Consider the following 12,893-nt stretch of genomic DNA (forward strand, 5'->3'; position numbering starts at 1 on the left):
GACGGATGGAAGAGAGCACGCAGCCATGGCACGCCGTACCGGCAAACCCTCGAAGGTCGACCTGTCCGCCTTCGACCAGGCGGGGGCGCGGGTTCTCGACAACCCGCTCGCCACCGAGGTGGAGGACTCCTACCTGGAGTACGCCTTCTCGGTGATCCACTCCCGGGCCCTGCCGGACGCGCGCGACGGTCTCAAGCCGGTGCACCGCCGGATCCTGTTCTCCATGAGCGAGCAGGGTTACCGGCCCGACCGGGGCCACGTGAAGTCGGCCCGCGTCGTCGGTGACGTGATGGGTAAGTACCACCCGCACGGCGACACCGCCATCTACGACGCGATGGTCCGGCTGGCGCAGAACTTCTCCCTCAACGTCCCGCTGATCGACGGCCATGGCAACTTCGGCTCACCGGACGACGGGCCGGCCGCCGCCCGGTACACCGAGGCGCGGATGTCCCGCGAGGCGATGCTGCTGGTCGGCGAACTGGGCGAGGGCACGGTCGACTTCCGGCCGAACTACGACGGGTCGCTGTCCGAGCCCAGCGTCCTGCCCGCCGCCTTTCCGAACCTGCTGGTCAACGGCACCTCGGGGATCGCGGTCGGGATGGCCACGAACATGATTCCGCACAACCTCGGCGAGGTGGTCGCGGCGGCCCGCTGGCTGATCAAGCACCCGGACGCGTCCCTGGACAAGCTGATGGAGTTCGTCCCCGGCCCGGACCTGCCGACCGGTGGCCTGCTGCTCGGCCTGGACGAGGTGCGCAAGGCGTACGAGACCGGCCGCGGTGTGGTCCGGATGCGGGGCCGGGTGACGATCGGCCCGCTGGAGGGCAGCCGGGGCCGGCAGGCCATCACCGTCACCGAACTGCCGTACGGCGTCGGCGCGGAGAAGGTCATCGAGGCCATCACCGACGAGGTACGCGGCAAGCCGATCACCTCCGGCCCGCGCAAGGGTCAGCGGCAGCCGGCCCGGCTGCAGGGCATCGCCGACGTGAAGGACCTGACCGACCGGGAGAACGGCACCCGCCTGGTCATCGAGTGCAAGGTCGGGGTCAATCCGCAGGCGCTGCTCGCCGACCTCTACCGGCTCACCCCGCTGGAGCAGTCGTTCGGCGTGAACAACCTGGTCCTGGTGGACGGGCAGCCGCAGACCCTCGGCCTCAAGGCGCTGCTGGAGGTGTTCCTCGCCCACCGCTACCAGGTGGTGACCCGCCGTACGACGTTCCGTCGGCGTAAGCGTCAGGACCGGTTGCACCTGGTCGACGGCCTGCTGATCGCGCTGCTCGACATCGACGAGGTGGTCCGGTTGATCCGGGGCAGCGACAACGCCCTGGCCGCCCGGGACGCCCTGATGGGCCGGTTCCAGCTATCCGAGATCCAGGCCGCTTACATCCTCGACACCCCGCTGCGCCGGCTGACCAAGTTCGACCGGATCGAGCTCGAGGCCGAGCGGGACCAGTTGCGCAACGAGATCGCCGCGCTGTCGGCGATCCTCGACGACGAGGCCGTACTGCGCCAGGTCGTCTCCGACGAACTGGCCGCCGTGGTGAAGGACTTCGCCACCGCGCGGCGTACGACCCTGGTCGACGGGGACCTCAAGGAGGTGCTCGCCGCCTCCGCGCCGGCCGGTCCGCTGGAGGTCGCCGACGACCCCTGCCAGGTGATCCTCTCCGCGACGGGTCTGGTCGCCCGGACCGCCGCCGAGTCCGAGGAGACCTCCGAGGGGCGGCGCCGCAACGGCCGTACGAAACACGACGCGGTCCGTACGGTCGTCCGCGCCACCGCCCGTGGCCAGGTGCTCCTGATCACCAGCGCCGGTCGGGCCTTCAAGACCGACGTACTCCCGCTGCCGGTGCTGCCCGAGCAGGCCGGCACGGTCTCGGTCAGCGGCGGCATGTCCGCCTCCGAGTTGGTGTCGCTGCGCTCGGGGGAGACCGTCGTGGGGCTCGCGCCCCTGGGTGACCAGGGTGCCGGTTCGCCCGGCCTTGCGCTGGGCACCCGGCAGGGCGTGGTCAAGGTGTGCGCGCCGGAGTGGCCGGTCCGGGCCGACGAGTTCGAGGTGATCGGCCTGCGCGAGGGTGACGAGGTGGTCGGTGCGACCTGGCTCGCCGACGGTACGGAGTCGCTCGTCTTCGTCACCTCGGACGCCTCGCTGCTGCGGTTCCCGGCCCCGCTCGTACGCCCGCAGGGGCTCAAGGGCGGCGGCATGGCCGGCGTCAACCTCACCGCCGACGCGCAGGTCCTGTTCTTCGGGGCGGTTCGGACCGACGACCCGGGGCAGGGCGACCCGATGGTGGTCACCAGCACCGGCAGTGGCGTGAAGGTCACCCCGTTCGCCCTCTACCCGGCCAAGGGTCGGGCCACCGGAGGAGTGCGGGCACAGCGGTTCCTCAAGGGCGAGACCCGGCTGGTCGTGGCCTGGGTGGGGCCGCGTCCGGTCGGTGCGAGCAAGCGGGGGGAGCCGCTCGCCCTGCCCGCCCCCGACGAGCGCCGCGACGGGTCCGGCACCGCCATCTTCGGCCCGGACATCATCGGCCACCTGGTCGAACGCGGCTGACCCTGGCCATGGCACCACCGCCGGTCGGCCTCCGTGGTCGACCGGCGGACGTGGTCGCGAGGCCGGCCGGTTCCCACGACATGTACGGCGGGTGAACGGACTTCCACCGTGGACCGCCGGCACCCACCGTCGAGCAGTGGCCTGTGCCACTCGTCGGTCTGATGGCGCCGTGGCCCCGAGCCCGGCCCGAGCCTCGGGTATGGCGGAAGTTACTGGCTGTGACCAAATAGGACCGCTTTGGTGCGCCGATCACGCGGCAGGCGACGAATTGATACATCCGTTACCGGCCAATGGGTTCGCGCTCGGACTCTTCCCCTACTGGCCGACAAACTCTGCCAGATGTGCCGCTGGCGGAACGGCTATGGCGGCCGTATCCTGCTCCCGGCGCGTTTCCTGTTGCGCCAAACGGGGAGGTCATAAACATGTCGAGCTGGCCGACGGTGCGCCAGGATTCGGTTGGGCAACCCATCGACGAGGCGAACGCCCAGTCGGTACCGGTGCCCGGCCACGGGACGGCGGTCGGCGAGTTCGACACCGAGACGACGATTCCCAAGCCGCGTCCGGCGCGCGGACGGGCGACTGCGCCGGGTACCGCAAGTTCCTCACCGCACGCGACGACGGCGGTACTGCCCTACGTCAGTTCCCGCGCTTCGGGCCGTACCCGTGGTTTGCGGGCCTGGATGCTCACCGCGCCGGTCGACATCGTCGCGCTCCTGGCGCCGCTGCTGCTGACCGACCGTTACCAGCGCGGGACGCTGTTCGCCGCCGCGCTGACGGTCACCATCTTCGCCACCGGTGGCCTCTACCGGGCCCGCCGACACGTGAGCATCCTCGATGAGTTGCCCAGCATCTGCGGCCGGTTGCTCGCCTCGGCCGGCATCGTCGCGGTCATCGCGGCCTCACGGCACGACGAACTCCAGTACCTGGTCGGGTTCATGCACGGGGTGGCACTCTCCGCCGGGTTGGTGATCGTCGGCCGGGCGATCACCCGGAAGATCGCGTTGGTCGCCCGCAAGCGACGGTGGGCGGAACACAACGCGATCATCCTTGGCGGCGGTCCGATCGCCCTCGAACTCGCCCGGTTGCTGCGCCGCTACCCTCAGTACGGTCTGCGCTTCGCTGGCTGCGTCGACGCCGAGATGCACAACGAACCTGGTGCACCGCCGCTGATCGGCACCTTCAACGACCTCGAGAAGCTCATCGAGGTTGTCGAGTGCGACGTGCTCATCATCGCCGACCCGACCTCCGACGAGGCCACCCTGATGGAGATCCTGCAGCAGCGCGGTTCCGCGAGCTGTGACCTCTGGGCGGTGCCACGGCTGTGGGGCTCCCGTTCCTACGCCGGCCTCCCGGACCACATCGGCGCGATCCCGGTCGTACAGATCCGGCACACCACCCTGTCCGGCCCCAGGTGGGCGGTGAAGCGGGCCTCGGACATCGTCTTCGCGTCCATCGCACTGCTCGCGCTCAGCCCGATCCTGTTGCTCTGCGCGATCGCCACGTTCCTCGACGGTGGGCGCGGGATCTTCTTCTACCAGGAGCGGATCGGGCGTTACGGCCAACCCTTCAAGGTGATCAAGTTCCGTTCGATGCGCCCGGTCAACGAGCGGGAGTCGCAGACGAACTGGTCCATCGCGACCGACCAGCGGGTCAGCCCGATCGGTCGGTTCATGCGCCGTACGTCGTTGGACGAGCTGCCGCAGCTCTGGAACATCCTGCGCGGTGACATGACCGTGGTGGGTCCGCGTCCGGAGCGTCCCTTCTTCGTGGAGAAGTTCTCCGCCGAGCACCCCGACTACGCGATGCGCCACCGGGTGCCGGTCGGTCTGACCGGACTTGCCCAGGTCAGTGGCCTGCGGGGGGATACGCCGATTTCCGACCGGGCCCGGTTCGACAACTACTACATCGAGAACTGGTCGCTCTGGTTGGACATCAAGGTCGTGCTGCGTACGGTGGCCGAGGTGTTCCGTGGTGGGGGTCGCTAGCGGGTGGTGGGGTTGGGGCGGCATGCCCCGCTCCGGGCGGTCAGGCTTGATCCCTGCGCGGGGCATGCCGCCCCAACCCCTGGGCCGCGTGCCTGTGCGGCGGGTTGTCTTAGCTGATTGAGTTGTGTCGAACGCCGGGTCGCCTTTGGTGGCCCGGCATTTTGGCGTATTGGGGGCCGCAACTATCTGTTGAACGGCATGTGTCTCTCCGTGGCTGGGGCGTGGGGGGCGGGGGTCGGGGCTGGTAGGGTTCGGCGTTGTGAAAACGATTTTCATTTCAATTGCGGCCGTGGTGGCCCTTGGTGGGTTGGCTGCCTGTGGGCAATCCTCGGTGCCGGAGGCGGCTGGGGTGACGGCGGGCGCGAGCCCGGTGGTGGTGAGCAGTTGCGGGTTGCCGCTGACGGTGCCGGCACCGCCGGGCCGGGCGGTCGCCCTGGAGCAGAACGCCACCGAGATCATGCTGACCCTCGGGTTGGCCGACCGGATGATCGGCACCAGCTACCAGACCGATCCGGTGCTGCCCGAGCTTCGTGGCGACTACGACCGGGTGCCGGTGCTGGCCAAGCTCTACCCCTCGCGGGAGGCGGTACGGGCGGCGAATCCGGACTTCGTGTACTCGACGTATTCGTCGGCGTACGCGCCGGACGCCGCCGGGGAGCGCAAGGAGCTGGGTGGGCTCGGGGTGCCCGCGTACCTGTCCGCCTTTGCCTGCGAGGACCAGGCCATCGCCAAGGACGAGGTGACGTTCGACGGCATCTTCGCCGAGGTCAGGGACATCGCCACCATCTTCGGTGTGCCGGCCAAGGGCGACCAGGTGGTGGCCGGACAGCAGGCCCGGCTGGACGCGGCGAAGCGGACCGGTACGGCCGCCCCGGACACCTCGCTGCTCTGGTACTACTCCGGGACCAGCACGCCGTACGTGGCCGGACACGGTGGGTTGCCGGACACCATCAGTTCGCTGCTCGGTGCGACGAACGCGTTCACCGACGCCAAGCAGAAGTGGCCGGCCGGCAACTGGGAGGAGATCGCCCGACGCAACCCGGACGTGATCGTGCTGGCCGACCTGACCCGTGGCGGAGACGGCGACAGCGCCCAGTCGAAAATCGACTTCCTGCGGAAGAACCCGGTGACGGCCAAGCTCGACGCGGTGGTCAACGGGCGGTTCATCAGCGTGTCCGGGTCGTCGATGGATCCCTCGATCCGCAGCGTGGGTGCGTTGGAGCAGGTCAGCGCCGGTCTGCACACCCTCGCATCGAGCACGCGATGAACAGCGGAGGAGCCATGCTCGACGAGACGACCACCCACCCCGCCCGGCGACTGCTCCGGCTCTGGGACGACCAGCAGGCCGCGTACGTCGCCAACCGCGAAGACCGGTTCACCGCCATGCTGGACGTGTTGCGGTTGCTGCTCCCGGACGACCTGACCGTGCTCGACCTGGCCTGTGGACCCGGCGCGATCTCCGACCGGGTGCTCGGCGTACTGCCCAACGCCCGGGCGATCGCCGTCGACTACGACCCGATCCTGCTGCACGTCGCCCGGGGGGTGCTCACCGAATACGGTGAACGCGCGCAGGTGCACGAGGTCGACCTGGTCGCCCCGGACTGGAGCCGGTTCCTTGACGGGCGGCGGGTGGATGCCGTACTCAGCTCCACGGCGTTGCACTGGCTGTCGCCCGTACAGCTGCTGCGGGTCTACACCGCGGCGGCCGAGCTGCTGCCGCCCGGCGGGATCCTGCTCAACGCCGACCATCTCCGGTTCGCCCCGTCGACCACCCTGCACGACCTGGCGCAGTGGCACGACGCGAAGGTGCAGCGGGCCGGCTTCGCCGGTGGTGCGCTCGACTACCAGCAGTGGTACGACGAAGCGCTCGCCGATCCGGAGATCGCCCCGCTGGCGGTGGAGCGGGAACGGCGTTTTGCCGACCGGCCACCGCAGCCCTCGGCGTCGCTGGAGTTCCACCTCGCCGCGCTGCGTACGGCCGGGTTCGCCGAGGTCGGCACGGTTTGGCAGCACCTCGACGACTACGTGGTGTTCGCCCGCCGATGAGGACGTCGCGCATGGGTGGGTCGGCAGCGGTCGCCGATCCACCCCGACCCCGGATCGCCCTCCGGCCGGCAGGAGGCGTCACCGGACCCGTCCTGGCCGTGGGCCTGGCGCTGCTCGCGCTGAGCGCGGCGGCGGCGGTCACCATCGGCACCGCCGACCTGTCGATCGCGGACGTGGCCCGCACCGTGGGCGCGCATCTCGGCGTACCGGTGCGACCGTTGCCCCGGCTGGCCGACAGCATCGTCTGGGACCTGCGGATGCCCCGGGTCCTGCTGGCCGGGCTGGTCGGCGGTGGGTTGGCGCTCTGCGGCGCGGTGCTGCAGGCGCTGACCCGTAACCCGCTGGCCGACCCGTTCCTGCTCGGCATCTCGTCCGGGGCCAGCACCGGGGCGGTCGCGGTGCTCGTACTCGGGCTCGGGGTCGGCTCGGTTTCGCTGTCCACCGGAGCGTTCCTGGGCAGTGCCGCCGCGTTCGGCGCGGTGCTGCTCTTCGCCGGGCGGCAGTGGACGCAACCGAGCCGGATCGTGCTGGCCGGCGTCGCGGTCTCCCAACTCTTCAGCGCCGTGACCAGCCTGATCGTGGTCTCGGACGCGAGCGTGCAGAACACCCGCAGCGTCACCTTCTGGCTGCTCGGCTCGCTCACCGCGGCGTCCTGGCCGGCGGTGGCCCTGGCCGCCGTGGTCACCGGCGCCGGCTTCCTGGTCTGCTGGTGGTGCGCGCCCGCGCTGGACGCCTTCGCCTTCGGCGTCGACACCGCCGAGTCACTCGGCTTCGCCGCGGCCCGGACCCGGCTGGTGCTGTTCGGCACCACCGCCCTGGTCGCCGCCGTGCTGGTCGCGGCGAGCGGTGCGATCGGTTTTGTCGGGCTGACCATCCCGCACGCGGCCCGACTCCTGGTCGGTGCGCAGCACCGGATCCTGCTGCCGACCTGCGTGGTCACCGGTGCGGTCTTCCTGATCTGGGCCGACACCGCCGCCCGGACCGTTTTCGCACCGCAGGAACTGCCGGTCGGTGTGCTCACCGCGCTGATCGGGGTGCCGGTGTTCGCCCTGGTGATGCGCCACCGGAGCCGGCCATGACCCGCCCCGACGACAGCGGTGCGGACCTGGTCGCGGGGGAGGTCGACTGGGGTGTGCGTGGGGTGCGGATCCTGAGCGAGGTGGCGCTGCGGGCCGTACCCGGCAGCACGGTCGGGCTGCTCGGGCCGAACGGCTCCGGCAAGTCGAGCCTGCTGCGGCTGCTCGCCGGGCTGGGCCGGCCCGACGCCGGGCTGGTGCTGCTCGACGGGGAGCCGCTGGTCGACGTGCCACGCCGCCGGCTCGCCCGCCGGATCGCCGTGGTGCACCAGCAGGTCAGCCCGGACGTGGACATGTCGACGATGGACGTACTCCTGCTCGGTCGGATCCCGCACCGACCGCGGCTGGCGGCGACCAGCGCGACCGACCTGGACCTGGCCCGCCGGGCGCTGGCCGACGCCGGACTGGCCGGCTTCGAACGGCGTCGGTGGTCGGGACTCTCCGGCGGCGAGCGTCAGCGGGTCGACATCGCCCGCGCCCTGCTCCAGGAGCCCGACCTGCTGCTGCTCGACGAACCGACCAACCACCTGGACGTACGTCACCAGCTGGAACTGCTGCACTTCCTCGCCGGGTCGCCGATGACGGTGGTGGTGACCCTGCACGACGTCGACCTGGCCGCCCAGTACTGCGACCAGATCGTGCTGCTGCACGACGGGCGGGTGGCCGCCGCCGGCACCCCGGCCGAGGTGTTCACGCCGGAGCGCCTGCTGGCGGTCTACCGGGCCGACGCCGAGGTGAGCATCGGGTCCGACGGCCGGCCGAGGGTACGTTTCCGTCGCCCCCGTACGCCGGCCGCCGGTCCCGAAGCCGGTGACTAGTCCTTCGACTTGCCGTTCGGCGCGGTGTCCCACTCGGGGTTGCCGAACGTGGTCACCCAGTCCCGTACCCGGTCCAGGTTGGTGGGGGCGAAGGCGAGGCTGAGCAGGAGCAGCAGCCGCGCCTTCTGCGGCAGCAGGTCGTCACCGGCGATGATCGGTGCGGTGGTGCTGCTGCCGTAGACGGAACCGGAGCCGGTCCGGGTCGTACTCACGAAGACCACGCCCTGCGCGGCGGCGGCGCTGCGGGCGCTGCTCTGCGCGGACGACAGCCCACCGGCGCCAGTGCCGGCGGTGACGATGCCCTTGACCCCGGCGGCGGCGAACCCGCTGATCGCCTCACCGCCGGCCTGCTGGTAGCTGTACACGACCTCCACCCGCGGCAGTGCGGTCGGCTGGATCCGGGACAGGTCGAACGGGGTCAGCCAGTCCCGGGTACGGTCGCAGTCGTCGACCCGCGCCGGGGCTCGCCCGACCTTGATGTTCGGCCCGTCGACCCAGCCCAGTACGCCGAACTCCCGGCTCTGGAAGGTGTCCATCCGGCTGGAGTTGGTCTTGGTCACGTCCCGGGCGGCGTGGAACTCGTCCCCGAGCAGCAGCACCGTGCCGTAGCAGTACGTGGTCTGGCTGGCCGCCAGCACGATCGAGTTGTAGAGGTTCGCCGGACCGTCCGCGCCGATCACCTGTGGCCCGTCCGGGGTGACCGCCGCCCACGGCCGCATCGCACCGGTGATCACCACCGGCTTGCGGCTCTGCACGGTCAGGTCGAGCCAGTACGCGAACTCCTCCATGGTGTCGGTGCCGCTGGTGACCACCACCGCGTCGGCCGACTTCAGCGCGTTCTGGACGGCGAGGGTGAGCGCGTGGAACTCGGCCATGGTGTAGCCGCCGGAGCCCTTGTTCCCGAACTGCACCGTGCTGACGTCGGCGACCTGACCGATCTCCGGTTGGAGCTGGCCGACCATGCTGGAGATCGCGATCTGGCCCGACCGGTAGTCGGTGAAGCTGCTCCGCGAGGTGGCGACGCCGGAGATGGTGCCGCCGGTGCCGATCACGGTCACCTTCGGCTTGCGGGTCTTCGCCGTGGCGAGCGCCTCGGTGTAGGCGACGCTGCGGATCCCGGTGGGTGCCTGCACCCCGGTCACCGCGCCGGCCGGCGGTGCTCCCGTCTCGGTGGAGTCGACCTGGGTGGTCAGGCCGAGGACGAGGGCGGCGCCGAGGGTCGCGCTGAGCAGCGGCGTGAGTACGGCACCGAGGCGCCACGGCGCCGGTCGCGACCGGTACGCCGGTTCGGCCGCGCTGTGCACGTCACCCTGGACGGTCGGTTCGGATTCGACGCTTGTTTCGGACGGGACGTTCGGGTCGGACATGGTGGCCTCCGCGGTGGGGTGCGGTGGAAGGGGAAACCGCATCCTCCGAGTCAGAGTTTTCGATCTTGTTAAGCATCGATTTCACCTCGTCCCCGCTGGCTGGCTCGCCTACCGGCGGGTGCGCCTCTAGCCTGTGCGGGTGCGGATCAAGACTGGATCGTTGCTGCTCGCCATCGGTGTCACCGTCGCCCTGCTGCCCGGCTGCGGGCGTACGGCCGATGTCGACCCGTCGTCGCCGACGCCGACCGGCAGCGGTGTGCCGGCCGGTCCGGATGCCGGCGCGAGCGATGGACTCGGTGCGGCACCGACGGGTCGACCGTCGAGCACGCCGAGCAGGACGGCGGTGGTGCCGGCGCGGGCGGGCAACCCCGGCGGCGGTGCCACGGTCCCGGCCGAGGGCCGCCCGGTGGACACCAGCCGCCCCACCCGCAAGATCGGCACCGGCACACCCGCGAGCTGCACGAGCAAGGCGGTCGTGTCGGCGGTCGCGGCCGGCGGGATCATCACGTTCGACTGCGGGCCGGACCCGGTGACCATCACCCTGACCGAGACCGCCAAGGTCAGGAACGCCAACGGTCCGCGGGTGGTGCTGGACGGCGGCGGCCGGGTCACCCTCAGCGGTGGCGGCAAGCGCCGCATCCTCTACCTGAACACCTGCGACCAGGCACAGGGTTGGACCACGTCGCACTGCGACAACCAGGACCACCCGCAGCTCACCGTACAGAACCTGACGTTCGCCGACGGCAACTCCACCGGGGAGAAGACCGAGGGCGGCGGCGGGGGCGCGATCTTCGTCCGAGGTGGGCAGTTCAAGGTGGTCAACTCACGCTTCGTCCGCAACCGGTGCGACCGGACCGGACCGGACCTCGGCGGGGCCGCGATCCGCGTGCTGAGCCAGTACCAGGGCAAACCCGTGTACGTCGTGGACAGCACCTTCGGTGGTGCCGCCGGTCAGGGCAGCTCCTGTTCCAACGGTGGCGCGCTGAGCAGCATCGGGGTCTCCTGGGTGGTGCTCAACAGCGTGTTCAGCCACAACGATGCGATCGGCCAGGGCGCCAACCCGGCCCGTGGCGGCACACCCGGCGGCGGCAGCGGCGGCGCGATCTACTGCGACGGCAACACCTTCACCGTACGGATCGCCGGCAGCATCATCGAGAACAACCACGCGGAAGAGGGCGGTGGGGCGGTCTTCTTCGTCAGCAATGATCGCAGCGGCACGATGCGGATCGAGAAGTCGACGCTGCGACGCAACCCGAGTGACGGTTTCGAAACCCAGGGCCTGCCCGGAATCTTCTTCCTCGGCGCGAGCCGGCCGACGACCACCGGATCGACATTGAGCTGATCTCCGCGACGGAATACCGCACGGTAAAGGAAGACAGCAAGAATTCGACTATGGCAGCGGGCCACGCATCTCTAGGTTCGGATGCATGAGTCTCCCGACCGAACCGATCGGAAGCATTCCCCGACCGCCGGCACTGCTCGCCGGCATCGCCGACTTCGAGAGCGGGCGGATCGGGCGCGAGGCGCTCGACGCCCTGTACGACGACGCCGTACGGGACACCATCGCCCGGTTCGAGGCGCTCGGATCACCCGTCGTCAGCGATGGTGAGCAGCGAAAACCGAGCTTTGCCACCTATCCCGTACACGGGTTGGCGGGGCTGTCCGGCGACGGTGTGGTGATCCCGTTCGCGGACGGCCACACCCGTACGCTGCCGAGCCTGACCACGGGTCCGTTCCGGTACGCGACCCGCGCCGAGGGCTACCTGCGGGCAGCCCTTCGGCACGCGACCGCACCGGTCAAGCAGGCGGTGATCGCGCCCTCGGCGCTGAGCCTGCTCTACCCGGCGGCCGGAATCCCCGGCTACGACCGGGAAGCCTTCCTCGGGGACCTGGTCGACGAGGCCGAGGCGGACATCCGGGGCGCCCTCGACGCGGGCGCCCACGCGGTCCAGCTCGACTTCACCGAGGGCCGGCTGTCGGTCAAGCTCGATCCGTCCAAGGGCATCCTCGACTCGTTCGTGGCGCTGAACAACCGGGTGCTGGACCGGTTCACGCCCGAGCAGCGGGCCAGGATCGGCGTACACACCTGCCCCGGTGGCGACCAGGACTCGACGCACAGCCTCGACATCGACTACACCGAACTGCTGCCGAGCCTGTTCGCGCTGCACGCGGGCATCTTCTACGTACAGCTCGCCAGCGAGTCCGATCCGGACCGCGTACTGGCGGCGATCGCCGCCCACGCCCGACCGGACCAGCGGATCTTCGTCGGGGTGACCGACCCGATCAACCCGGTGGTCGAGACGCGCCAGCAGGTCCGCGACCGGGTGCTGCGCGCCGCCGAGTACATCCCGCCGGAGCGGCTCGGCACCTGCGACGACTGCGGGTTCGCGCCCTTCGGCGACGACGTGTCGACCTCACGAGAGACGGCCTGGGCGAAGGTACGCGCCCGGGTGGAAGGCACCGAACTGGCCGCACGAGAACTGGGAGTGTGAGACGTGGCGCACATCGATCTGGGCATCGACGAGGGCGAGTTTCCGGGCATCACCGGCCCGATGCGGTACCGTCCGGAGACCGCCAAGCCGCTCAACGAGCTGGCCGAGGTACTGCTCCGGCAGGGTTCGGACACCTTCACCCCGGGCGAGCGCGAGCTGATCGCCGCCTACGTGTCCGGGCTCAACGACTGCGACTTCTGCTGCTCGTCGCACTCGGCGTTCGCCGCCCGCCAACTCGACGAGGGCATGACCCTGGTCGACCAGGTGCGGGCCGACCTCGACAGCGCGCCGGTCTCGGCGAAGCTGCGCGCCCTGCTGCGGATCGCGGGGGCGGTGCAGAACAGCGGCCGCAAGGTCACCCCCGATCTGGTCGAGGCCGCCCGCGCCGAGGGCGCCACCGACCTGGAGATCCACGACACCGTGCTGATCGCGGCGGCGTTCTGCATGTTCAACCGGTACGTCGACGGGCTAGGCACCCTCGTACCCGCCGATCCAACGGCGTACTACCCGGCATCGGCGGAACGGATCGTCACGATCGGCTACGGCGTCTGAGTAGTC

General features: G+C 70.5%; 10 protein-coding genes. 9 read left to right on the forward strand and 1 reads right to left on the reverse strand.

Going from position 1 to position 12,893, the window contains the following annotated elements:
- Positions 1 to 25 precede the first annotated feature (25 nt).
- From AB0J90_RS10785 to AB0J90_RS10810, 6 genes are all read left to right on the forward strand, one after another.
- Positions 26 to 2,551: a DNA topoisomerase IV subunit A gene (locus AB0J90_RS10785; RefSeq protein ID WP_363594448.1), complete on the forward strand. Its 2,526-nt coding sequence runs from the start codon at positions 26 to 28 to the stop codon at positions 2,549 to 2,551.
- A 422-nt stretch (positions 2,552 to 2,973) separates the two neighbouring features.
- Positions 2,974 to 4,536, forward strand: coding sequence for a sugar transferase (locus AB0J90_RS10790; protein WP_363594450.1), 1,563 nt, complete (start codon positions 2,974 to 2,976; stop codon positions 4,534 to 4,536).
- Between the two features lie 349 nt (positions 4,537 to 4,885).
- Positions 4,886 to 5,803: an ABC transporter substrate-binding protein gene (locus AB0J90_RS10795; RefSeq protein WP_363594452.1), complete on the forward strand. Its 918-nt coding sequence runs from the start codon at positions 4,886 to 4,888 to the stop codon at positions 5,801 to 5,803.
- Positions 5,800 to 6,582 (forward strand): class I SAM-dependent methyltransferase, encoded by a 783-nt coding sequence (locus AB0J90_RS10800; RefSeq protein ID WP_363594454.1) that lies wholly within the window; start codon positions 5,800 to 5,802, stop codon positions 6,580 to 6,582. Before AB0J90_RS10795 ends, AB0J90_RS10800 begins: the two co-directional genes overlap by 4 nt.
- A gap of 11 nt (positions 6,583 to 6,593) precedes the next feature.
- Positions 6,594 to 7,661 (forward strand): iron chelate uptake ABC transporter family permease subunit, encoded by a 1,068-nt coding sequence (locus AB0J90_RS10805; protein ID WP_363594456.1) that lies wholly within the window; start codon positions 6,594 to 6,596, stop codon positions 7,659 to 7,661.
- Entirely contained in the window at positions 7,658 to 8,476 is an 819-nt protein-coding gene (locus AB0J90_RS10810; protein ID WP_363594458.1) for an ABC transporter ATP-binding protein, read from the forward strand. Before AB0J90_RS10805 ends, AB0J90_RS10810 begins: the two co-directional genes overlap by 4 nt.
- On the opposite strand, the gene AB0J90_RS10815 is transcribed toward AB0J90_RS10810, so the two are convergent.
- Entirely contained in the window at positions 8,473 to 9,843 is a 1,371-nt protein-coding gene (locus AB0J90_RS10815; protein WP_363594460.1) for an asparaginase, read from the reverse strand. The two genes, AB0J90_RS10810 and AB0J90_RS10815, sit on opposite strands and share 4 nt — an antisense overlap.
- Before the next feature lie 139 nt (positions 9,844 to 9,982).
- Here AB0J90_RS10815 and AB0J90_RS10820 point away from each other — a divergent pair, with 139 nt between their 5' ends.
- The 3 genes from AB0J90_RS10820 (at position 9,983) to AB0J90_RS10830 (ending at position 12,887) form a co-directional block, all read left to right on the forward strand.
- Positions 9,983 to 11,185, forward strand: a complete 1,203-nt coding sequence (locus tag AB0J90_RS10820) for a hypothetical protein (protein WP_363594462.1) — start codon at positions 9,983 to 9,985, stop codon at positions 11,183 to 11,185.
- Positions 11,186 to 11,270: 85 nt separating this feature from the next.
- Positions 11,271 to 12,335 (forward strand): cobalamin-independent methionine synthase II family protein, encoded by a 1,065-nt coding sequence (locus AB0J90_RS10825; RefSeq protein WP_363594464.1) that lies wholly within the window; start codon positions 11,271 to 11,273, stop codon positions 12,333 to 12,335.
- A 3-nt stretch (positions 12,336 to 12,338) separates the two neighbouring features.
- On the forward strand, positions 12,339 to 12,887 hold the full coding sequence (locus AB0J90_RS10830; RefSeq protein ID WP_363594466.1) for a carboxymuconolactone decarboxylase family protein: 549 nt from the start codon (positions 12,339 to 12,341) through the stop codon (positions 12,885 to 12,887).
- Positions 12,888 to 12,893 lie beyond the last annotated feature (6 nt).

It is taken from the genome of Micromonospora sp. NPDC049523 (assembly GCF_040676775.1).
GTDB lineage: Bacteria > Actinomycetota > Actinomycetes > Mycobacteriales > Micromonosporaceae > Micromonospora_G.